This is a genomic window from Paenibacillus planticolens (genome assembly GCF_013141725.1).
In the GTDB taxonomy this organism is placed as follows: domain Bacteria; phylum Bacillota; class Bacilli; order Paenibacillales; family NBRC-103111; genus Paenibacillus_E; species Paenibacillus_E planticolens.
The window spans coordinates 235,146-258,908 of record NZ_WHNZ01000064.1 but is presented as its reverse complement, the minus strand read 5'-3'; the positions used below and the strand labels follow the sequence as shown (position 1 = coordinate 258,908).

The 23,763-nt window shown below is 45.3% G+C and carries 14 protein-coding genes, 2 pseudogenes and 1 riboswitch; of the genes and pseudogenes, 13 read left to right on the top strand and 3 right to left on the bottom strand.

Features of this window, described 5'->3' with window-relative positions; all coding sequences use genetic code 11:
- Position 1: 1 nt before the first annotated feature.
- Both GC097_RS28095 and GC097_RS28090 read left to right on the top strand, forming a co-directional pair.
- Positions 2-1,138, top strand: a complete 1,137-nt coding sequence (locus GC097_RS28095; RefSeq protein WP_171686595.1) for a sensor histidine kinase — start codon at positions 2-4, stop codon at positions 1,136-1,138.
- The gene (locus tag GC097_RS28090; RefSeq protein WP_171686594.1) at positions 1,135-1,734 is read left to right on the top strand and encodes a response regulator transcription factor; all 600 of its coding nucleotides are present in this window, start codon (positions 1,135-1,137) and stop codon (positions 1,732-1,734) included. The genes GC097_RS28095 and GC097_RS28090 overlap by 4 nt, the downstream gene beginning before the upstream one ends.
- Before the next feature lie 170 nt (positions 1,735-1,904).
- Here GC097_RS28090 and GC097_RS35375 read toward each other — a convergent pair.
- A pseudogene (locus GC097_RS35375) lies at positions 1,905-2,103 on the bottom strand (hypothetical protein); the annotation flags it as partial.
- Positions 2,104-2,110: 7 nt separating this feature from the next.
- Between GC097_RS35375 and GC097_RS34490 the strand changes: the two are divergent.
- Positions 2,111-2,275: pseudogene (locus GC097_RS34490) on the top strand (MFS transporter); the annotation flags it as partial.
- Positions 2,276-2,315: 40 nt separating this feature from the next.
- Entirely contained in the window at positions 2,316-2,966 is a 651-nt protein-coding gene (locus tag GC097_RS28085; RefSeq protein ID WP_246294490.1) for a glycoside hydrolase family 88 protein, read from the top strand.
- Between the two features lie 208 nt (positions 2,967-3,174).
- Here the strand turns inward: GC097_RS28085 and GC097_RS28080 are convergent, their stop codons facing one another.
- Entirely contained in the window at positions 3,175-3,888 is a 714-nt protein-coding gene (locus GC097_RS28080) for a YwaF family protein (protein WP_171686593.1), read from the bottom strand.
- 437 nt (positions 3,889-4,325) lie between these two features.
- Here GC097_RS28080 and GC097_RS28075 point away from each other — a divergent pair, with 437 nt between their 5' ends.
- The 7 genes from GC097_RS28075 (at position 4,326) to GC097_RS28045 (ending at position 18,026) form a co-directional block, all read left to right on the top strand.
- Positions 4,326-11,087, top strand: a complete 6,762-nt coding sequence (locus GC097_RS28075; RefSeq protein WP_171686592.1) for an alpha-L-arabinofuranosidase family protein — start codon at positions 4,326-4,328, stop codon at positions 11,085-11,087.
- A 247-nt stretch (positions 11,088-11,334) separates the two neighbouring features.
- Positions 11,335-12,411 (top strand): carbohydrate ABC transporter permease, encoded by a 1,077-nt coding sequence (locus GC097_RS28070; protein WP_171686591.1) that lies wholly within the window; start codon positions 11,335-11,337, stop codon positions 12,409-12,411.
- A 21-nt stretch (positions 12,412-12,432) separates the two neighbouring features.
- Complete coding sequence (locus GC097_RS28065) at positions 12,433-13,326, top strand: carbohydrate ABC transporter permease (protein ID WP_171686590.1); 894 nt, start codon at positions 12,433-12,435, stop codon at positions 13,324-13,326.
- Between the two features lie 69 nt (positions 13,327-13,395).
- Positions 13,396-14,241, top strand: coding sequence for an HAD family hydrolase (locus GC097_RS28060; RefSeq protein ID WP_171686589.1), 846 nt, complete (start codon positions 13,396-13,398; stop codon positions 14,239-14,241).
- A 14-nt stretch (positions 14,242-14,255) separates the two neighbouring features.
- Complete coding sequence (locus GC097_RS28055) at positions 14,256-15,683, top strand: MBL fold metallo-hydrolase (RefSeq protein ID WP_171686588.1); 1,428 nt, start codon at positions 14,256-14,258, stop codon at positions 15,681-15,683.
- A gap of 91 nt (positions 15,684-15,774) precedes the next feature.
- Positions 15,775-17,142, top strand: coding sequence for an ABC transporter substrate-binding protein (locus GC097_RS28050; RefSeq protein WP_171686587.1), 1,368 nt, complete (start codon positions 15,775-15,777; stop codon positions 17,140-17,142).
- A gap of 95 nt (positions 17,143-17,237) precedes the next feature.
- On the top strand, positions 17,238-18,026 hold the full coding sequence (locus GC097_RS28045) for a DeoR/GlpR family DNA-binding transcription regulator (RefSeq protein ID WP_171686586.1): 789 nt from the start codon (positions 17,238-17,240) through the stop codon (positions 18,024-18,026).
- A gap of 200 nt (positions 18,027-18,226) precedes the next feature.
- Here the strand turns inward: GC097_RS28045 and GC097_RS28040 are convergent, their stop codons facing one another.
- A complete protein-coding gene (locus GC097_RS28040; RefSeq protein WP_171686585.1) occupies positions 18,227-19,579 on the bottom strand; it encodes a catalase in 1,353 nt (450 codons plus the stop codon).
- Positions 19,580-20,297: 718 nt separating this feature from the next.
- A riboswitch (cyclic di-GMP riboswitch) is annotated at positions 20,298-20,383 on the top strand.
- On the opposite strand from GC097_RS28040, the gene GC097_RS28035 reads away from it, so the two are divergent.
- Positions 20,355-21,392, top strand: coding sequence for an amidase (locus GC097_RS28035; RefSeq protein WP_171686584.1), 1,038 nt, complete (start codon positions 20,355-20,357; stop codon positions 21,390-21,392). Its footprint overlaps the riboswitch before it by 29 nt.
- Positions 21,393-21,522: 130 nt before the next feature.
- Positions 21,523-23,712: a family 2 glycosyl transferase gene (locus GC097_RS28030; RefSeq protein WP_246294489.1), complete on the top strand. Its 2,190-nt coding sequence runs from the start codon at positions 21,523-21,525 to the stop codon at positions 23,710-23,712.
- Positions 23,713-23,763 lie beyond the last annotated feature (51 nt).

The window sequence follows — 23,763 nt, the reverse complement described above, 5'->3', positions numbered from 1 at the left end:
AATGCACAAGTGGTATCAAATATTTCATAAAAACACCGGTCTTAGTCCGTATGTGTGGGTTGTCTTTTACATTCTTCCTTTCTATTTCATATTTCGTTCTTCTGACACGTACCAAATTGTATTAGGCACATTCATGATTATTGTATTCTTTAGTTGCTACGTGCTTTCCTTCGTGTCTAAAGGATGGATTGTATACTTTTGGACTAGCGTACAAATTATTATTTCGATTATCATGGCTTTAGTATTCAGCTATGTGTACTTCTCACTGTTTTTAGCATTTTTTATTGGCACGATGAAAAGTCGAGCAGGGTTTATCACGTTGTACTGCATACATTTAGTAAGCACGATTGCAACGATTAACTATGGATTGGTATCCCAAAATCCTGTTTTTTTTACACAATTGCCTTTTATCATTATTAGTGTAATTGGCGTTATTCTCATTCCAGTCACCACGTTCAACCGAAATAGGAGTGAAAAACTCCAGGGACAGCTAGAGGATGCAAATAAGCGGATTTCCGAGTTGGTAAAGCTAGAGGAGCGTCAAAGAATCGCCCGCGACTTACACGATACACTTGGTCAGAAACTCTCATTAATTGGTTTGAAGAGTGATTTGGCTGGGAAATTAATTAGCAAAAATCCGGCGCAAGCACAAATCGAAATTAATGATGTTCGTCAGACAGCTAGAATTGCGTTAAAGGAAGTTAGGGAAATAGTAACGCAAATGCGCGGTACGAGACTAGTGGAAGAGATGTTTCGAATCAAACAAATTTTGAAGGCTGCAGAGATCGACCTCATATTGGAGGGAGATCCGAAGTTAACCAACACTTCCCTGATCAATGAAAATGTGTTGAGCATGTGTTTGAAGGAATCGATTACGAATATTATCAAACATAGCAGTGCTACTACGTGTTCGATTTCCATTGAGCCATCACCAAGCGATCTCGTTATCAAGGTTTGGGACAATGGGATCGGTATGACGAAAGAATGTCTTGTGTTACTTGGAAATGGATTGAGGGGCATGAAAGAGCGGCTTGAGTTTGTAAATGGTTGTATGGAAATTGTCTCAGAAAATGGAACTTTGATTGTTTTTAAAGTGCCGAATGCCTTCATACCAATGGAAAGGGAGGTGAGGATATGATTCGAATTGTGATTGCGGAGGACCAACGGATGCTGTTGGGCGCACTTGCATCCTTACTTGATTTGGAAGAGGATATGCAGGTCGTTGGTAAAGCAAGCAATGGCGAGGATGCTGTGAAACTGGTTCAACAGCATAAGCCAGATATTTGTGTCATGGATATCGAGATGCCAATAATGAACGGTTTAGATGCGGCGGAGGAACTAAAGGGGTTGGGTTGCAAAATCATTATATTGACCACGTTTGCCCGTTACGGGTATTTTGAAAGGGCCGTGAAGGCGGGTGCCAACGGTTATTTGTTGAAAGATAGCCCAAGCGAGGAACTGGCTACCTCGATTCGGAGTGTGATGGCTGGCAGGCGAATCTATGCCTCAGAGCTGGTAGATGAGAATTATAAGGAAGAAAATCCTTTGACGGAGAGGGAAAAGGAAGTGCTGAACCTGATCGCCGACGGTAAAAATACGAAGGAAATCGCTGATCACATGTACATTACAAGAGGTACCGTTCGCAACTACATTTCCGTTATTCTCGATAAGCTCAATGTTACTAACCGAATTGAGGCTATTATGCGGTTCAAAGAGAAGGGCTGGTTCAAATGACAGGCCCAAAAAAGGTAAATGGGTACCCATAGACTGGTCACTTTGAAAAAAGGTGTTCAGGTTTGTAAGGCCACTGAAAAACTTGCGCTCTCCTAAACCAAGTTAATGCGCCCTATAGAAAAGACGGCGTTTGCTCCCGCATTCCGGGAGTAAACGCCGTCTTTTTCCCTCTATAAAGCCCTGTTCGGTAATGGTTTTAGTTGTGCCATTGCCCCTTGTAGCTGCATACCTAATAGACCCGCGGAAGTGGCTACATCATACCCGTGCCTGTGCTTAAGTTCGCTATTCTTCGCCTCGATCTTGTAGCGTTCTTTGGATTTCTCCTTGAAGCGGACATCGCTTGCACTTCTCTACATCAAAATAGTAGGTCTCAGTGATACCAGTTCTGCTCTCCGGTATTAACCGAAAGAAAGTGATGTTGCTCTCATTGGGCATTTTCGTTGTAGGGAATATCGTGTCGATATTTGCGACTAACTTCCCCGTAGCTATAGTTGAACGCATGATTCCAGTCTTTTTTCACCCCGTATATTGTTCATTAGCCCTAAAATAGCCGCTTCTTCAGGTAACCCAATAGAATCCCGATGAATCTACCGCTCTTGTACTGGGCTACAGAAGAAACGGGCGACCCGCGATTTGAACAAATGGCTATGAAGCACGCGGATACGGCTATGACGGCATTCATCAGGCCGGACGGCTCCGTTAACCATATCGTTGAATTTGACCCGTTCCATGGCGGTGTAGTGAAAACTCATGGGGGGCAAGGATATGAAGACGGCTCCTCGTGGTCACGTGGACAAACTTGGGCTTTATATGGGTACATGATGAGCTATATGCATACGCAGAAGGAAGAGTATCTGCATGCGGCCAAGCGCGTAGCCCATTATTTCATGGCGAATATTCCGGAAAGTGGCATCATTCCGATTGATTTCAGACAGCCGAAAGAGCCTGCCTACGAGGACTCTACAGCTGCAGCCATTGCAGCATGCGGATTCATTGAAATAACCAAGGTCGTCGGGCAGCACGAAAAAGATGTGTATCTCAACGCCGCTTTGAAGCTGTTGAAAACGCTGGATGCGTCGCGCTGTGACTGGACAGCGGATTCTGATTGTATTTTGACAGGGGGTTCAGCTGCTTATCATCATAATGACCGGCATACGGCAATCATTTATGGCGATTACTATTTCATGGAAGCAATTTTCAAATTGAAGGGAAATGATTTGTTTCTGTGGTAGGACGGCTGAAAGGATGGCAACGACTTGCGGCAGATCGAAGGGCGGGTGCGAATTTCCCGTTCTATCCTCCAGAAGTAAAGGTGTGTTGGATAAATCAATCGGTGGTGTAGACCGAATGGGCAAGTCCTTTTCATGGAATTGACAAGGTAGAAAGCTACTGGCATAACATGGTTCATCTTATTTGGGCGAAACCGAGGCAGCAACTCAATTACGATTTTTTGCTTCGAAGAAAAGGCAAATACATAATTGAAAAGATAATTAGGGCAATTAGTTCTTCCGCAGCCAAGTAGTATGGATAAGGCCCCAAAAGATTTAATATGGAAGCTGCCTCCGGTTTGTGTCTGAGGAACATGTAATTGGATTTTAGCCAATAATCCACACTGCCTACAATCACGAGAAGGATATTCAGAAAGATCATAGTGATGCCAATGGATTTCCAAGTGGGTCGGTATTTTTCGATCCAAGTCATATAGAGTGGAGCAAGGATAATGGCGATATGAACGATAAAGAAATGGAAAAAACGGAAGTGGGGAAAAGGGTAATCAAGGTCAGGAGTAAGCATAGCTTGTAGTGCGCCGCCTATTCCAGCAAAGAAAACAATCTGGTACAATAGACGACTGCGTGTTAATAGCATGAAGATGGCAAGTAGTTGAGAAATGCTGCAAAGTTCAAGCGGCAGCGTGTATTTTACGTCCCACAGTCCTTCGACCGCATACCAAACATAGAGGATGACCTCAGGTAAAATAAGCCCTAGCAGAAGAGCGGAAATTACAATTTTCCTAATAGTTGAATTATTACGGATAATTGACTTAAATCTGTACATGAAGATTGCCAGAATAACCAAAATTGCAATAATAATGAAGTGTGGGGCCGTGTATGGAACGAAGTAATCTTTAATATTCGGAGCAAAGAATGAATTCATTTCTCACATCTCTCCCTTATATTGCTCTCGCTTTCATGTATATAGTCTACGTCACATTCAAAATTAGCAATAGTACTATTTCTTTCTAATACCTAGCTTGAATATGTACATTATAAGCATTGCACTTGAACCAAAAATTATAACAATCTCTAAAGTAATTCTATTTATCAGACGCGGAATGTCTGATACATTATGTATCAGATAGAATTGTAAGCGGATTCATTCGAAAAAGGAGGTAAGAAAGAATGATGGTTATTCACTCAACTCTCGGTTCGCCAAGCTTAGGTTGTGAAGTCTAGTGGGTGGAAGTCACATTTGGAACACCCGATTCAGAAAATTTTGTGCCTTAAGCACAGGGAAAGGAATGTGAAGTTAGTATGCTTTTAAGAGTAAGAAAAATTGTATCACTAGTGACTCTCATAGCACTTTTGTTCAGTATGTTTGTTGGGTTCCCTACGGTGGATAAAGCAGCGGAAGGAGCCACGGCAGCCCCGATTACTTCAATCAGGCCGGTTTTCGTTTCAACAATTGCCGGAACAGCACCGGTTCTGCCAAAAGCAGTAACAGCGGTGCACAGCGACGCTACAACCTCGCAAGAAGCCGTTGTATGGGCCGGGATTAACCCATCCAATTACGCAGCTGCCGGGAAATTTCAAGTTGAGGGAACTGTTGAGGGAACAACTGCTAAGGCAGCTGCAACCGTAACAGTGCTGCAAGACGCTTCAAAGAACATGAAAGTTTGGTACAAGTTTGAAGAGGGAACAGGGACAAAGGTTGCAGACAGTTCCGGCAACGGCAATGACGGCATAATGAATGCCAATGCCACCGATGCCAACAGATGGACATCTGCGAACAAGATGCAAGGTTCCTATGCAGCAAATTTCAACGGTGGGGCAGGTTCTTCGACGACAGCCAATTATGTCAAGATGCCTAATGGTATCCTGCAAGGCGTGAACGAGATGACCTTTGCTGTGTGGGTAAGAAACACAAATACGGCCGCATGGCAACGAGTATTCGATTTGGGAAATGACAACACACATTACATGTTTTATACGCTGAACTCCGGGTCGGATTCAAGGTTGGGCATCAAGTTGAACACCGGAGCGGAACAGACTGTAAGCGGACCCCAGTATAACACGAACAATGTATGGAGACATATCGTGGTTACGTACAAAAATTCAACAGCCTCGGTCTATGTCAACGGAGTAAAGGTTGGATCTGGCAGTGTAACAACGAAGCCTTCAGATCTGGAAACCCTCATGGGAGGTACGATAGGTAACTTCCTGGGCAAATCCCAGTTCTCAGCCGACTCTTATTTCTATGGACAGATGGATGACTTCAGAATGTACACATCTGCATTGGACGATAATACCATTTCGAACCTTTATGCAGAAACATCCACGGATGATGCCGGCGCAGTAGCATTGGCCAAGAATGCGCTGACCATAGCAGATGCTTCGAATATTGTAAGCGATATTACCCTGCAGAATTTTCTGTATGGGGCAAATATCAGCTGGGTATCCAACAATCCGGCTTATGTATCGGATGCGGGGGTGGTAACAAGGCCAGCAAAAGGCGAGCCAACAGCAAATGTTACCCTGACAGCGACAATTACTAAGAATGGCGTTACAGATACAAAAGAAATCAATGTGTCTGTCTTGCCGGTCGGTGTATCCATTAACAATATTGAGATCGATGTGAATGGCAAGGGTGTAGATATTAACCCGACAACGTGGGGCGTGTTTTTTGAGGATATCAACTATGCTCTCGACGGCGGATTATATGCCGAGCTTGTCCAGAATAGATCGTTTGAAATGGTTAAGGTCAGCGGTTCAAGATCTTCATCTTCTACGGCCACTGCCACTACAACGCCTGCTTATACTTACGCATGGAATCCCGTGCAAAAAGGCGGCGGCGTCGGGACCATGACGACAAGTACAGAAAAAGCCTTACATGTAAATAATCCGAACTTTTTGAGACTGTCAGTTACAAATGCAGGGGATGGCGTTGGTGTCTACAACACCGGTTATTCAAGCACTACCGGTACACAAGTGCCAAGTATGACACTTGTCCAGGGTGACAAATACAACTTCTCCTTGTATGTTCGCAGCAGCGATTATAAAGGACCTGTTGAAGTATCCCTGACCAGCGATGATGGCTCAACCGTCTATGCCTCGTCGCAATTGACCGGAATTACGAGTGACTGGCAGAAATTGAGCGGCGTGCTTGAGCCGGGCCTTTCAACGAATACGGGAAGGCTGCAGGTTCTGGTAAAAGGAACGGGAACCGTCGATCTGGACATGGTTTCATTGATGCCGCAAAAGACCTGGATGAACAGGCCCAATGGCGCCAGATATGACCTGGCTAAACAGATAGCCGACCTGCATCCGAAGTATTTCCGCTTCCCGGGAGGCTGTGCTGTTCAGGGAATAAGCACGACTGATTCGTATAGATGGAAAGAGTCGGTAGGACCTGTAGAAGAGCGCAAGAATAATATGAATTTCTGGTTCGATTCGACACGTTCTTATTACAACCAATCCCTAGGTTTTGGTTTTTATGAATTTTTCCAATTTGCAGAAGATATTGGGGCAGCCCCTATACCTGCTATAAATGTCGGTATGTCTTGGGGTACCAAAACGATCGTGCCTGTTGATCAAATGGGACCTTTTATCCAAGATGCTGTGGACCTTGCCGACTTTGCAAACAGCACGGATATGAACAACAAATGGGCCAAACTCAGGGCGGATATGGGCCATCCGGCGCCGTTCAACCTGAGATACATGGAAATCGGAAATGAAGATTCCGGAACTAATTACTATACCAGATATGCAATGGTTGCCGACGCGCTTCGTAAATCGCACCCTGAAATCAAATTGATTATCGGCGGCGGTATTACGATGGGCGATAATTATAACCTGACAACATGGCAGAATTTGCAGCAGAAAACCGTATTCAGCGGCCTGAAAACAGATGCTGACCTTGTTGACGAGCATTACTATACATCAAATGCTAATTTATACGCGAATGTGACCCGTTATGATAACTATGACCGCAGTGCACAGAAGGTATTCATTGGCGAATATGCTTCGAATTCTACCAGCAGCTACTTGCAGGATGCATTGGCTGAGGCAGCTTATATGACGCATATCGAAGAAAACGGAGATATCGTTGAGTTGGCTTCTTATGCCCCTCTTCTTGCGAAGCAGAATTATACTCAATGGACGCCTGACCTTATGTATTTCAACAACCAGATGGTTTATGGCACTGCAAACTACTATGTTCAGAAGATGTTCTTTAGGAATACCGGAAATGTGACTCTGCCAACGGAAATTATCAAGGCTGGACAACAAAGCTACAAGATCAAAGGAGCAATCGGTCTAGGCGGGAACAGTACAGCAGCCCAGTTCAAGAATGTTATCGTGCAAGATAATACAACGCAAAAAGAGTTGTTCCGTGATGATTTCTCGGGCAGCAACTCAAAATGGACTGCTACGGCAGGTACATGGTCCATGAGCGACGGGACTTATGCGCAGACCAGCACAACCATTAATAATGCGCTTTCCTATGCAGGCAGCACCAACATGAGTGACTATACCGTAACTTTCCAAGCAAAGAAGACGGCAGGGTCTTCAGGCATCACGTTGTATGCAGGTGTACAGGATGCCAACAATTACTATCGCTGGAACATCGGTTCAAGCACCAGAGGCGCTTTTGAAAAGAGCGTTAATGGAACAGTAACAGCACTCACTACCCTTCCTGATTATGCCAAGCTGCCTTCTTTAACTACGGGCCAATGGTATAATTTCAAGATGGTGGTATCCGGAAACCGGATCAAATGCTATGCGGACGATAAGTTGATCTTTGATATCGTTGACAGGCCATGGAAGAAGTCCAGCAGCGTGTACACGGTTACGAGCAAAGATACATCAACTGGCGATATCTATGTCAAAGTTGTCAATCCGCAAAGCACGCCTCAGATGCTTACTGTGAATTTGAACGGTGCAGATTATATCAATCCTGTAGGATTAAAAACAGTTCTAACGGGAGCAGCTACTGCCGTAAACTCTTATGCAAATCCGTACAACGTTTACCCTGTGACGACTAAAATGACCAACCTCAGCGCTTCAAACGAAATGACCTTTGATCCATATTCCTTAACCGTATTGAAATTCAGGACAGCAGCAGGCAATGAGCCTGACCTTCAGACCGTAACCGTTGCTGCGAACAAGGCGTATGCCAAAGCTGGAGATACAGTCAGACTGAACATTACCGACAGCCAATTGAGCGACAAGCGTTCTGCAGATCTCAGTACAGCAGCGATTACTTATGGTACAGATCATCCTGAAATCATCACTTTTGATCTTGACGGCAAAGCTGCAATCGGCCAATCAGGCAAGGCGAAAGCCGTGAAATTGTGGGCAAACGTGAGCCTGAACGGGGTGACGGTAAAATCAAACGAAGAAATCGTGTCACTGGATTCGGACCCAACTGATGTTGGCCTCTATGTAATGGCATATAGCAAAACATTGGGGACAACAGGGTCAAATAACAATTACATGAGTTTCTATGATGACAGCCTGCACCTTGCTTATAGTGCAGATGGAGTAAAATGGACGGCATTGAATGACAACAAAGGTATGCTTTTCTACAAAGTGGCAACCACAAGCACAAGCACAACCGCTTATAATAACGCTGCTGCGAAGCAGTTCCGTGATCCGTTTATTTTCCAAAAAGGAGACGGAACCTACGTATTATTAGCAACGACTGTCAGAAACACTGGCGCTGTTTCAGACGTAACCATTAATTACTGGGATTCTACCGATCTTCTGAACTGGAACAACCAGAAATTAATTACGGTTAGCAGCGGCTCTGTTTTCCCTCTTAAGCCACAGCTCAAGTACAATGCTGCAAATGATAACTATGTGATCATGTGGAGCGATGCTTCAAACAAAAACTATTATAATACGATTGATAAGACATTTACGACAGTCTCAACCGCTGCTCCATATTCTGGAACGGATTATCCTGCAGCTGTTCCTACAGGTGTTAGCGTCAGCAATCCTCCCGACGGCGCACTTGTCGGAAGTGTTGTTACGGTATCCCAACGAACGTTGGATAATGTCATTTCACAACTTGGAACACCGACGATTCCGTTAGGAACGGATCAGGACGGAATAACGATTACGACATCTGCAGGGCAGGCTCCTGTACTGCCAAGTACGACGCATGTGCAGTATAGCGATGGGACTTCGATTCAGAAATCCATTAACTGGGACACGATAGATGCTAACAGTTATTCCAAAGAAGGAACATTTACTGCAACAGGCTTAGTGGAGGGCGCTCCGAATTATATGAATCCTATTAATAAAAACGGCGCTGACCCTGACATATTTAAAGGACCGGACGGATATTACTACTATACCTCCTCCTATATGGACTATAGCCATAATGGTTCTAAAGATTACCAGTATGACCGTGTTGCCATAAGAAGAGCTGCAACAATAGAGGGTCTATCAACTGCGGCAGAAAGAACTGTCTTCTTGAGAAAGCCATCTGGAGATGCATCGTACCATATCTGGGCTCCTGAAATTCACTATATGAAGTTCCCAGGCGAAACGGAAGGAAAATGGGTCATTTACTTTGCCGGTGGTAAAGTGAGTTCGAATTTTGACCTGCGTGTATACGAAATTGAATGCGACTCTCAGGACCCCATGACAGGCAACTGGTCCGATATAACCAAGGTTACGATTAGCGGTGAAATCTTTGACCTTGACGCTACCGTATTTCAGCACAACAATGAATGGTATATGGCTTGGGCGCATAAACCTGGCAGCAACTCTTTAATTAACATTGCCAAAATGACCAGCCGCACCACCCTTGACAGTCAGCAGGTAACCATTGCATTCCCAGAATATACATGGGAACGTAGAGCGGATCGGGTGCTGGAAGGCCCGACTGTCATGAAGAAGAACGGTAAAATATTCATGGGTTACGCAGCAGGCTCCACCGACTCCACCTACAGTATAGGTTTATTGACAGCAGTCGATTCTCCGAACACCGATCTTTTGGATCCGGCTTCGTGGAAAAAGACGCCATATCCATTAATGATTGGCTCCCAGGAGAATCAACAGTTTGGACCTGGCCATGCAACATTTACCGAGGCTGAGGACGGCAAGACAGCGATCTTGTCTTACCATGCGCGTCCTAATCAGGGATATTCAGGCGTATCGGGGTACAGTCCTTTATATGACGCAACAAGATATGCACGCGTAGCGGTTATTTACTGGCATAAGGATGGAACACCTTACTTCGGAATACCTCCAAAGGATGGCTACCTTCCTGGAGCAGGGGTAACAGCAACTGTAAAAGTAACTCCTTCTAAGTCAGCGGACAAATCTGCCTTGCAGAATAAAATGGATGAGGCACAAGGCTTAACACAGTCGCACTATACGCCGGCAACATGGGCAGCACTTCAGAATGCACTAAGCTCAGCATTAACAGTGATGAATAATGCGAATGCAACCCAGGCAGAAGTGGATGCTGAGGCTGCAAACCTGCAGACGGCAATAAGCGGATTACAGTTGGTGAAAAAGGATCTCAAAGTTTCAATCTCGGTACCGGACAATGTCTATGCCGGTCAAGACTTCGATTTGACTTACGGTTTGACGAATGTAAACGACAGCATCTATGCACAGGATCTGACCTTCATGTATGATCCGGAAAAAGTAACGTATATATCTTCTGAAGCTTTAAGCAAGGGAGTTAACATCGTAAGTGAAAAAGGAATTCAAGAAAAGGGAATCCGGCTCCTTGTGGCAAGCTTAGGAGATGATAATGCGGTGAAAGGCGACGGAGGGCTGATTAAGCTTCATTTCAAAGCGAAACCAGTCATCGCCACGACGGAAACGGTAATCTCCTTATCCAATGCGGTTGTATCCAATGGCCATGGGGTGGAAACTCAGCTGGAAGACACTTCCCAAAGGGTACACATCACCTATGTCGATACGCGCATTCCTGGAGATGTGGACGGCAGCGGTAAAGTCAGTATCGGTGATTTGGCGATTGTAGCGAAGTATTATGGCAAAACGTCGGCCGACGAGGATTGGGCGCTTGCTAAATCCGCCGATGTCAATCATGACGGTGTCATTGATATCAGTGATCTTGCGATTGTGGCAAGGTTGATTCTACAAATTCAATAATTGTTAAATAAAAGACTCTATGCCCCATTCAATCAGGGGGATAGAGTCTTTTATTTGCTCTTTTTATGCCTAAAATGCCCGTTATTCTCAGTATGATGACCGTTCTGACAACAATGGATAACGATTTGTGTAAACATCGGTAACATCGGCAACAATTTCTTAAACTATCTATAATTACTGCCAAACATTTGCTAGCTACAATAATGAAGTAAGGCAAACAATAGGCAGATCAGAGAGGAGATTCTAAGTGATAACGAAAGAAGCTGCTGCTTATAACACGAAGCCTAATACCATATTAAGGGAGCGTGTGGTAGTCAAATCGCGCTCCCGAAGAAAAGCACAAGAAGCGTGGACGGGATTGTGTTATGCCCTTCCGGCGCTGGCTCTGCTATTGCTTTTTCGTTATTGGCCGCTTTTGTTCGGCATATGGATGAGTTTCTGGAAGTGGGGCTACGTGCCGGAGCGATTCATCGGATTCGATAATTACATCCGTATTTTTACGGAGGAGCTCGTTGTGCAAGATCCAATCGTCGGCTTACAGCTCGGTTCTGTCGGACAAGGCTTCATCGTCACCCTATTTTACGCGATCGGCACGATTCCCTTGTCATTGTTACTTTCATTCTTTGTTGCTTATGTATTGTTTCATATAACGAAAGGGAGAACCTTGCTGCGCGTCCTCTTTTTCCTCCCGTACATTACTTCTCAGGTAGCTGCAGCAATTGTATTTAAATGGATTTTCCATCCGAGTGTGGGTCTCGCGAATTGGGCTGTACGCTACTTCGGAATGACGCCTCAGCAATGGTTGACGGATCCCGATCCAATTCTGATCAAGCTGATTCAGTCGCTCGGCGGACACTGGCCTTCTTCAATCCCAACGGCGTTCGCAGGTCCGACCTGGGCGCTCGGTGTGATCATATTGTTCTCGATATGGAGCAGCCTGGGCTTTCAGATTGTTGTGTTCTTGTCAGGTTTGACGCAAATTCCGCATGATCTGACGGAGTCCGCCAGGATGGATGGAGCTAGGACTTGGCATACGATCCGTCATATCACGCTGCCACTGCTTTCGCCAACTTGGTTTTTACTCGTTATTGTATCGGTTATTGGTGCGTTCGAATCGTTTAATGCTTTCTATGTTTTCTCTGGCGGAGAAGGTGGACCGTTGGGTTCCACGATGTCGCTGCCCCTGTATATTTTTAGAAGCTTCTATGTGTATGGTCAAGTTGGTTATGCATCGGCAGTTTCTATGGTGCTGTTCGTACTCTTGCTTGGATTAACCTGGCTGCAGCTGCGTTACGGTGAGAAAAAAGTTCACTATATGCATTAATGCAGGAGGGAGGAGGAAGGGATGTATAGTTGGGTAGGATCAAGTCGTTCTTCCAAAATTTTATGGCTGATCGTGTGGATTAGCACGGTATTGTTAGCCTGCTGCGTGGTGTTCCCATTCGTATGGATGATTCTGACTTCGCTCAAAAGTACGGAGGAAATTAATCGAATGCCGCCAACGTGGCTTCCCGAAGCATGGCATTTAAAGAACTACGTGGAAGCATGGTTAAAACCGGAATCGACGTTTCAACGATATTTTGTAAATACAGTGCTGATTGCCGGTGTGGGTACAGCGCTCCAACTACTCGTATGTGTGCCGATTGCTTTTGCTATTACCCATTTTTCTTTTCGCGGTCGCAATCTCATTTTTATGCTCGTGGTGATCACCATGCTCATTCCCTATGATGTTACGCTGGTCCCTAACTTCGTGACGATGCGGCATATTCCTTTTGCAGGCGGCAACAACTGGGCGGGGAACGGGGGGCAAGGCTTGTATGACAGTTACATGGGCATGATGCTGCCGTTTTTGGCGGAAGCTTTCACAATATTTTTATTAAGGCAGGCTTTTCTATCCGTTCAAAAGGAGTATTGGGAGGCTGCTCAAGTGGATGGCATGTCGAGCGGCCGATATCTGTGGTCCGTGCTGCTGCCATTGGTGCTTCCCTCATTAATTACGACTGCATTACTTGCATTTATTGGAAAATGGAACGGTGTACTCTGGCCATTGTTGATTACTTCGAGTGAAGCGCTCAGGCCGCTGCAAGTGGGTTTGTTATATTTTGTTAGTGAAGAAGGGCCCAATTATCATCATTTGATGGCGGCCGCCACTTTTACAATCGCTCCGATTGTCGTCCTGTATTTGATTGCGCAGCGTTGGTTTCATCAAGGCATTACTTCAGCTGGGCTTAAAGGATAGGTCCAAGCCGAATGCCTAGGTTTTCAAGCAAACAACAAACAATAACGAAACATGCTGGAGGAACAACAGATGGATTGGCTGCATGAGATAGAAGTCGTCTTGTTTGACTTAGACGGTACGCTTTATCAGGATGGTAAATTTTACAAACGATATTTGGAATTGTTATTTCATGAGGGCAACTACGCGGCAAGTCTGGATGAGATTCTAGAGGAAATGGAGTGTCTGCTGGAAGGCAAGCACACAAGCAGCATTGGAAACTGGTATCATCCGAGTACGGATACGTGGACCAGGGAAACGCTTGGAGACCAGCTGCATGTGACTCATTACACTTGGAAAGGGACGGAAGCGGATGTTGAGACCAATCAATCGACAAACATCCCAGTTATTTATGCAGGCGATGCATGGAGCTTGGTTAGCATCTTTACCGTCAAGTATGGCATAGAGGAAGCGCAGCGTCAGCAAGCCTTTCAGCAAGTGCGCAAGGAAATGCTCCAGGGTGCGTCCAGTTTTGAACGCCATGCAGGATTGTATGAGGCTATCGGTCAATTGACTGATGTTCGGATGAAGCTCCTGCTCACGAATTCGCCGGAGAATACAGGTCGTGAATTTATTGCAGCGCTCGGCAGCAGCGATTTGTTTACCGATATCGTTTACGGTGCGGGGAAGCCGACAGGGTTGGAACATTACATGAATGAGCTGATGAAACGGGAGGGACTGCGGCCCGAACAGATTCTCTCGATCGGCGATCATGCTTGGAATGATCTGTATCCGGTGCGTAAATTAGGCGGGCGTACGGCATGGATATCCGCATATCCATCTTCCGATCCGTCCCCGTGGGATGTACGAATGACGACGCTCGATGAATTAGCGGCTCTTTTGAAGGATATTCAACAGGTCAAATATAGCAAAATTTAGAGGAGGAAATGCGGATGAATCAGAGTCATCAACTTGAGGAGCGCATAACGTTTTATGGTGGGTTGACCACGATTGGCGGTGTACACATCTTATACAGCTGTGGGGATACTGGCATTGTTTTTGATCTTGGTATGGCACGTGGATTTTTTAAAAATGAAGTTAGCGTTTGCTCTGACTTTGGGATCCGGAGTTTTTTGCTGACACGGATGGCACCTCCAGTATTGGGGTTATACGATCCTGCCTTGCTGGGCGATGTTGGGGAAGCTGAGCTTACACAAGTATGGGACATAGACCGTTTGCCGCACGTGAACAACTTGCATGGCTTTGTGAGCCACATTCATCAAGACCATATGGCTCTGCTCCCTTCACTGCGTGCAGGTCTTCCTGTTTGGATGCATCGCGACGCTTATGCGGTGTATGAAGCTGTCGTAGCTGCAGGCGAGTATGAAGGTACGCAAGCAGATATTCGTCTCATCGAAGATGGACAGGTTGTCGATTTTGGTACTTTCCGCATTGAATTTATCGAGGTGGATCATGACAGTCCTGGGGTTACGGGCTTCATTATTCACGGACCGCAGCATAGGATCGCTTTCACAGCCGATTGGCGTCGACATGGACGGAATTCGTATCGCATGGATCGATTCATTGAACGCTGCCAAAGCGTCGGAGTGGAACTGCTAATCACGGAAGGCACACGGATGCGTCCGGACACGTTGTTCCGCAAGCCGAAGGATCGGCTTGAAGTTGAGGTGGCTGTAGAATGCCGCCGGGCGATGGAAGATACGGAGGGCTTGGTGTACGTTAATATTCTCGCTCGCAACGTGGAACGTGTCGCTGATTTAATTGTCCGCACACAGGAAGCGGGTCGTCAGCTTGTGATGGACGAAAGTACAGCCGTGCTGTGGAGGGAAGCCTCCTCGAGACTAACGGTGCTAGCTGGACATCAAGCACTTGATGTCGATCAAGATGTCATTCGGCTTTTGAGCACGCCGCAATGGGCAAAGGGGCCGCATCCTATCAAGGAAGTTGATCTTCCTTACGAGTCCATAACGCTGAATGAAATTACGGCCAATAAATCGGCGTATGCCGTCTATCTCACTTATCCACACACACCTCTTATAGCGGAATTGGAAACCTTCGGTTCACGCACGGCGGCATCGATCTATGTCCATGCTGACGGTAATCCGCTGACACCATCGGATGAAACGCTCCTGAAATGGCTCACTGAATTTGGTGTCCAGTATCGCTATTGTGCAACGGGGGGACATGCGGCGCCGCAGGAGATCACCGAATTAACGACGCGGATTTCTCCGAAAGTAGTCGTCCCTTTGCATAGCTTGCACCCGTCGATGTTCAACAGTGGCGGCATAAGCAAGTATTGTCCGGCTCCTGGAGAAAGCTTTGAGCTGTCTGAACTCGTTGGTAAACAGATTAGAAGCTGATAAACAGATTACAAGCTAAACCTACCTTTTTTCATTGGATCTAAATGGTAATGATGCTTTTCGTCATATACAAATCGAGGGAGTGAAAACCATGTATTTAACGAAATTGTTTCCCGCTTGGAAAGCTTCAATGGCAACCCTTTTGCTTTTTGCAACCATCGGTTGCGGATCACCGCAGCAGGCAGCACCTGCCGGCACTCAACCGGATAAAAAAGCAGAATCTCAAGTAGCGAAAGGCATTGAACTTGGAAAAAACGGGCCGATTACCATCGATTTCTGGCATATTCAAGCTACGATCTATGGGGATGCAATCAAAGAGATGGTGGCCGCTTTTAACAAGGAATACGAAGGCAAAATTATTGTCAAAGAAGTATTCCAAGGCTCGTATGACGATCTGAATAAAAAAGTGCGTGCTTCCCTGCAAGGTGGGGGTCTTCCCGCAGTAGCGATGTCTTACGAGAGCGATACGTTGGAATACATGAAAGCAGATAAAATTGTGCCGCTCGACGACTATATCAACGATCCGGTTAACGGGCTGAATAAAGCGGCGCTCGATGACATCATGCCAGGCGTATTGGCTCGCCAGCGTATTCCTGAATATAATGGCAAGACGATGAGCTGGCCGCATGGCAACTCTTCTATGGGCGTTTATTACAACTTGGATCTGCTTAAGAAAGCAGGCTATGAGAAGCCGGCAGCAACTTGGCAGGAATTTGAAAAGATGGCGCTGGATATCACAGAAAAAACAGGTACTCCCGCTTTGGTCATGGGGAATGGCAATAATGGCGGAACGTTCCGCACATGGCTGCGTACTTACGGAATCGACCCGATTAATTTGGATCAAAGCGGCGTTAATTACGACAATCCGCAGGCATTGGAACTGGCTGGGATGATCAAGAATTTGGTTGATAAGAAAGCGATTCTATTCGCTCAAGACACGGAGCAGGAATTCACGAACGGCAGAGCAGCTATGGAGATCGGCACGACGGCCCGTACAAGCTCGAAGCTTGATTTGGTGAAGGATAAATTCAAGTGGGGCATCACGTTGATTCCGCAAGGCAAGAGCGGAAGCAAAGTGACTGAATTGTATGGCGGCAATCAAGTCCTGTTCAAAACGACGCCAGAGAAGCAGCTGGCAGGCTGGTTATTCATGAAATACTTCGCTGAATCTAAGGCGCAATCGATCTATGCAGCGAAGACAGGTTATTTCCCGGCAACCCTATCTGCACAGAATACGGATTTATTGAAGAAGAATTATATGGATAACCCGCAGAAGAAGCAGGCTTTCGAAGAAGTATTCCCTTACGCACGAATCGATGTATCGAGCGCTGCACGCAGCAAGATGGATACAGCGGTTGGAGAAGCTTTGCAAGCGATGACGGCTGGCAAATTATCTCCGGCAGATGCGCTGAAGAAGGCGCAGGCTGACTCCACGAAAGCGCTCAAAGAATTCAAGTAAGTTTAGGAACAAATACGGAACAGGCTTTCTACGTAAGCGCAGTTAGGGCTTATGTAGGAAGCCTTGTTTTACTAGAAGCAGGGGAGGCTGTAACGTTGAACTCAGTCCGTCGAAGAAATGAAATTATTATGGATGTGCGGCGTGTCGGAAGCGTTTCTGTAGATGAATTAATGTTGACCTACGGTGTCTCGGTGGAAACAATCCGCCGGGATCTGCGTATTTTGGACGAAAAAGGCTTTGTTCGCCGAACATATGGTGGCGCAGTTAAAAGAGAACAGACAACCTGGGACATGCCGTATTATGATCGCATGCAGCTGAACCTCGAGCGTAAGGAGGCCATCGCCCGCGAAGCTATGCTTTTATTGGAAGAGGGAGATAGTGTCTTTGTCGATGGCAATACGACCGGGCTTGTGCTATCGCGGTTGATTCCCGACGATAAAAACCTGACCATAGTGACGAACTCGGCGATGGTCGCGCTCAATCTGGTTCAAAAGAAGGGCAAGCTGAATGTCTATATGGTCGGTGGCGAGGTGGGGGAAGACGGCATGACGTTTGGCTATAAACTCCACTGCGAGCTTCGCCAATATCGCTTTGACAAAGCGCTGTTTTCCTGCATGGGGTTTGGCGCACAGGGCATTTACTATTCCAAGTGGGAGCCTCTGCAAATTGCTCAGATGATGGTTGAGCAGAGCAATCACTTGATTCTTATGGCGGATTCGTCCAAGGCCAATCGCAGCGGCTTTCTGTTTGGCATGGAGCTCAATCGTATTCAAACGTTAGTGACCGACGAAGGGACGCCTCACGAAATGCGCGAGAGTCTGCGGGAAACAGTTCGTAATTTAATTGTCACAAGAAGTGATGAGCCGGAGCTAAGGCAGGGTTGAGAATGTCATAACAGATATATCACTTAGAAATAGGCAACATCGGGATCAGCAGTATGAGGCAGCATGACGTGCATTTTCTACGGTTCGCTTGCCAGTAATGATGTCGTTCATCAAGTTCAAAGCCATAAAATTCGCCGCTTCTTGATCGCATTTAGCCGTAGCTTGACCAGCCGTTCGGTCTGGATATAAACTACCATCAATTATGAAGTTTGGAGCTTTCGAGTGACTCGTTCTCCAAACTCGAAGGATGCTTGGTACAGGTAGCTGAGCACGATCTTTTGCGTTTCGGGGGATATGCCGGCAAGATCGACGACCAGGTTATCTACCAAGCGTTCTTGCTGTAAGGGGGCAAGAGCATGATAATACTGACCGGCTTGCGCGAAGTCATCTTGCTTGGGCAGGTCGGAACGCACGAGGCGACCTTCCACGAATCTCCCGTTGCCACTGGTCACAAGGGAATCAGGCGTCCAGTTCTGCTGATGATTAATCGGAATTTTGCGGAAGTCCGGACCAAGCCGTCGACGCTGCGAATCCCAATAAATATTTGCACGCCCCTGAAGCAGCTTATCGTCCGATAACTCTGCGCCTTCCAGCAAGTTGGAAGGGGAGAAAGCCAACTTTTCTATTTGCTCCATATAATTATTTGGATTTCTATTTAATACTAATCTCCCTACTGGCAGTAAGGGATATTGCCGCTCATCCCATACCTTTGTATTATCCAACGGATCATAAGGGAGAAAGGATTCGTCTTGGGGATTCATCAGCTGCACGTAAAGCCCATATTCAAACGTTTCGCCGGTGTTCAGCGCATCGAATAAGTCCTTGCCGGCATAATCCGGATTCTCGCAAGCGAGCCGCGCTGATTCTTGACGGTCAATATATTGCACACCTGCTAGAGGCATCCAATGATATTTCACGTAAGTGCGGACACCCTGCGCGTTTTTCCAGACGTATGTGTTTACGCTGTGGCCCGGGATGTGTCGAAGACTCTTGACGGTGCCCTCGTCGGAGTAGAGCCGCACGAGAAAGCTTGTGCATTCCGGTGCTCGGGCCACGAAGCTCCAAAATCGTTCCGGATCGATTAAGTTGTTGACGGGCGACGGCAGGAAGGCATTGATAAACTCGGGAAAGCGGATGGCGTCTCTGACGGCGAACACGGGGATATGGTTGCAGACAAGATCGAACACCCCATGATCCGTATAGAACTTGGTGGCGAATCCGCGCACGTTACGGGAAGTATCAGGCGTGCCTTTGTTGCTGACGGCTAAGGAGAATCTTACTGTGACAGGGACCTGCTGACCCGGATTTTGCAAGAAACAAAGCTGCGTGTAAGCCGTCATGGCATGTACGGTCTGAAAGTAGCCGAATGCGCCATATCCTTTGACATGCACGGGCCTTTCTAACAATTTCGCATGGACGAAAGTCTCGAGTTTTTCATGCAGCACGTTGTCCTGTTCCAATACAGGGCCTCGTTCTCCCACAGTCTGCGAATGAAAAGCAGCAGGAATATCTCCAGACCTTTGGTTAGGGCGAGTTCCATTATTCTCGTTCATTTTTCAACCTCCCATACCGGATATATCAAAAAGTATCAAGAACAGCTATGTGAGTAGGACTGTGCCACTAGCAACGAGTTGACCAATACTTATAAATACAATGCACATCTATTTATTTTTAGAACTAGTCGGACTTCCTATTGACCCTGACACTAAGTTATCTCCTATTGGTTCATTATCGGAATGGCGGTTGAGCGAGGTTGGATAGATGAAAAATAACCGGTACTCCTAAAGGAGGGCCGGTTTATTTCTTCTGACGAGCCGCGCTGGAAGAGGGAGGGGAACTACAGGGCGCTATTTTGCTAGAAACAGCCCTTTAAGCAAGTTAGAGGGAACAAGGGGCCGCTATTTCACCATCACTGAGCAGATAGTTAGACATTGAGGTTCATATCAAGACCCTGTAGTTCCCCTTGGGCGCCGGAAATTTCGCTTTTCGCCGAAATAAGGGAATGGAGTTCCCGCGGACTTAACTTACTCCATATTCACGCGGTGCCGGTCGGTTGAATGCCTAGAGTAGGGGGATATAGAACGCTATTTTGCCTTGGTGGACAGAGAATTGCAGTACCAATATTTATCGATTTAAGACAAGTTAGGGTTTTATCCGCGGTAAAATTGTTTATTCCCCTTACGGAGAACGTTAGTACCCATTGTCCAAATAGTGGACATTTGGAAGAATATAGTTTAGTATGTGATTATTATTTCATAAGAACGATCAGCTTCGCGATAATAGCAAACCTGCCGTAAAGGCAGTGACGCAAAACTACAGGGCCTAAGGGTGTATACCTATGGCAGCCAGTTACCGAACGAAAATGTAATAAAGACAAACTTTGCAACTTTTGTTTTTATGGCGTTATTTCAAACACAGTTCGGTGTGCAGCCGGACTGTGTTTTTTGTCATAAAAGAAGGGGCAGAGAAATGAAAAAGTTCATTCATATAGTATGTGGAGTTTGCTTAATATTACTCGGTTTACCTGGAATGGCGGCAGCGGACTCGAAATTCGCCTTTCAAAGTTCTACGAGCCTGTCAACATGGTTATGGGATACTTCTAAGATTGTTTCCGATCAGGAAAGTATCATTCATAATTTGGTCAATAATAACGTCAAGGTTTTGTTGCTTCAAATCGATACTACACTCGAACAGAAGCATTATAAGGAATTTATAAGCAAGGCGACTGCTAACGGAATTCGTGTACATGCCTTAGATGGTGCACCTGGATGGGTGGCCAATAATGGAACAACACTCCAGCAGATTTTTCTTAAATGGTTGAATAACTATCAAGAGTCTGCGTCATCAAATGAAAAGTTTAGCGGTATACATTTGGATGTTGAGCCTTACGAGCATGAACAGTATGAGGATAACACAAATGAATTTTTGGAAGAATACCAATCCATGATGATGACATTTAGAAACCAAGCCGATCCACTCCAATTGGAATTTGGAATAGACATCCCCTTTTGGTTTTATGGTGTACAGTATAACACCAAATATGGGAGTGGAAATATGGCAGAGTGGCTTTGTAAAAATGTTGAATTTATTACCATTATGGCATACCGAGATGCAGCAACAGGAACTAACGGAATCATGGGGATTTCTGCCGCGGAAATGAAGTTATTTGAGAAGTATAAGGTGAAGGGTACGATAGCAGTTGAAACCGGACGTCTTGCGGAAGAATATCAATTTGTAACCTTCTATGAAGAAGACAAAGCGTATATGAATCAGCAGCTGGAACTTGTTTATCAAAATTACAAAGACAATCCTGCTTTTCATGGAATAGCGATTCATCATTATGATAGTTGGATGACGATGAAATAAGACATTCGCCATAACCCCAGCCATAAAGGTTAGGGTTATTATTCATTTTTTATGAAAATAATGTGAAGGGGTCTAAATAAGTTGACTTTTAGGTCTTAATACCTATAGAATGACAGGGGAGGTTGTGGAGATGACGCTGAAAATAAAGGTATTACTTGGGATTTTGTCGGTAATTGTATTATTTGGAATAGTATTGGTGTATCAATTTTTCTTTTTACATAGCAAAATAAATGAAGGCACCACTTCTTTGAAGGAAGGCGATGTTCGGTATATCAGCAAAACAGACAATGCTTTTTTTTATGTCTCAAATGGAAATAAGTGGAACAAGATGTTTATTAAGGGTGTCAATCTAGGCGCTGGAAAGCCGGGTGCTTTTCCTGGAGAAGTTGCGATAACCTATGATGAGTATATGAGGTGGTTCACCTATATTGCTCAAATGAATGCAAACACAATCCGGGTTTACACCACACAACGTCCGCAGTTTTACAATGCATTAAGTGATTTTAATCACAAGATGGAGAAAGAAGGCAAACAACCCATTTATGTGATTCATGGCGTTTGGGTGAATGAAGATGATATCATGACGATTGATGATGCTTTTGGAAACAATGACAAGATTCTGAATGATGTCATTACGAGCGGCAAAGAAATTGTTGATATTATACATGGGAATGCCTATTTGCCTGTTAAGAAAGGATATGCAGATGGCACCTATACGACAGATGTGTCGAAATATGTAATAGGATGGATTCTTGGTATAGAGTGGGACCCTTCTTTTGTCGTAGGCACGAATGAGAATAACTCTAACCGCAGTGTATATGAGGGCAAGTTTCTATATACATCAGGCGCTTCGCCTTTCGAAGCATTTCTAGCCGAAATGGGCGATCAAATCGTCGAGCACGAAATGACCAACTACCATATGCAAAGGCCGGTTGCATTCTCAAACTGGGTAACGACGGACCCGCTCAAGCATCCGAATGAACCGTATAAAAACGAGGATCTTGTAGAAGTTAATGTCGAGCATGTGAAATCGCATGATACGTACAAACCAGGTATGTTCGTTTCGTATCACGTGTATCCTTACTACCCTGATTCTTTTAGTTTTCAAAAAGATTATATTGAATTCAAAGGTCCGGACGGTAAACCAGATCCTTATTTAGCTTATTTAGAAGATATCAAAAAGGTTCATTCGATGCCTATTGTGGTGTCAGAGTTCGGCATACCGGCTTCGCGAGGGAAGGCGCACGAAAATAGAATAACCGGGTTTAATCAAGGGTTTATCGACGAAAAGACACAAGGTGATATGTTGGTGCATATGATCAACGATATTAACACGGCCAATCTTGCAGGAGGTATCGTATTTTCGTGGCAGGATGAGTGGTTTAAAAGAACGTGGAACAACAACGATCTTGATATGCCTGATTCTCGCCCGTTTTGGTCGAATCCCCAGACGAATGAGCAGCATTTCGGTCTCTTAGCCTTTGATCCGGGAAGTACCAAAAACATCAGTTATGTGGATGGCAAGGTGGATGATTGGACGAATGATTCTCCTCTCGTCATAAACGATGACACGAAGCTATATGTGAAGAGTGACGAAGCCTATGTGTATATCAGGGTTGATTCTGCGAATTATGACTTTAACAAAGATACCTTGTTGCTTCCCATTGATATCATTCCAGGGCAGGGGAATACACATATCTCTGAATATGAAACGACATTTAGCAAGGAAGCGGATTTTGTCCTGAAAATTCACGGGCCTGACGACTCTCATCTTCTCGTCGATGCCTATTACGATAATTATTATTTCCGCTATGCGGTCCAGACGGATCTTATTGAAAAAAATGAGATGTTCCATAAGAAAAATTCAGGCTTATTTAATCCTATACGACTTGCCTTGAATAAAAAGGTGGTCATTCCACCTGAGAATACGGTTATTCCTTTTACGGGGTATGAGACGGGGTTGCTTAAATATGGTATAGCCAATCCGGGCAGTCCTTCCTATAATTCGTTAAACGATTTTTATTACGAAAATGGACATCTAGAGATAAGAATACCTTGGCAGCTGCTCAATGTGATGGACCCATCCAAGAAATTTGTCATCAATGATATGTATGCTAACGGCAAAATATCACCACTTAAAGTGAACGGGTTCCAAATTGGCATCGAAAAACTTAAAAGTGGCACGACTAAGGGCTCTCAAGATCTAGCCATGAAGGAGTATAACTGGAAGGAATGGGAAGTCCCTACGTTTCATGAACGTTTAAAGCCTTCCTACTATATTTTGCAAAAAGGATTTCAAGAATTGACTGCCGATAAATGAGGAATAAACCATGAGGATAAAAACGATAAAAGTTCGCTATTGGGTGTTGCT

Excerpts from the sequence above, each read along its gene's own strand:
- GC097_RS28075 (WP_171686592.1), top strand. The coding sequence starts at position 4,326 with ATGTTTGTTGGGTTCCCTACGGTGGATAAAGCAGCGGAAGGAGCCACG.
- GC097_RS28040 (WP_171686585.1), bottom strand. The coding sequence starts at position 19,579 with ATGAACGAGAATAATGGAACTCGCCCTAACCAAAGGTCTGGAGATATT.
- GC097_RS28050 (WP_171686587.1), top strand. The coding sequence starts at position 15,775 with ATGTATTTAACGAAATTGTTTCCCGCTTGGAAAGCTTCAATGGCAACC.
- GC097_RS28065 (WP_171686590.1), top strand. The coding sequence starts at position 12,433 with ATGTATAGTTGGGTAGGATCAAGTCGTTCTTCCAAAATTTTATGGCTG.
- GC097_RS28060 (WP_171686589.1), top strand. The coding sequence starts at position 13,396 with ATGGATTGGCTGCATGAGATAGAAGTCGTCTTGTTTGACTTAGACGGT.
- GC097_RS28055 (WP_171686588.1), top strand. The coding sequence starts at position 14,256 with ATGAATCAGAGTCATCAACTTGAGGAGCGCATAACGTTTTATGGTGGG.
- GC097_RS28090 (WP_171686594.1), top strand. The coding sequence starts at position 1,135 with ATGATTCGAATTGTGATTGCGGAGGACCAACGGATGCTGTTGGGCGCA.
- GC097_RS28030 (WP_246294489.1), top strand. The coding sequence starts at position 21,523 with ATGACGCTGAAAATAAAGGTATTACTTGGGATTTTGTCGGTAATTGTA.
- GC097_RS28085 (WP_246294490.1), top strand. The coding sequence starts at position 2,316 with ATGAATCTACCGCTCTTGTACTGGGCTACAGAAGAAACGGGCGACCCG.
- GC097_RS28095 (WP_171686595.1), top strand. The coding sequence starts at position 2 with ATGCACAAGTGGTATCAAATATTTCATAAAAACACCGGTCTTAGTCCG.
- GC097_RS28080 (WP_171686593.1), bottom strand. The coding sequence starts at position 3,888 with ATGAATTCATTCTTTGCTCCGAATATTAAAGATTACTTCGTTCCATAC.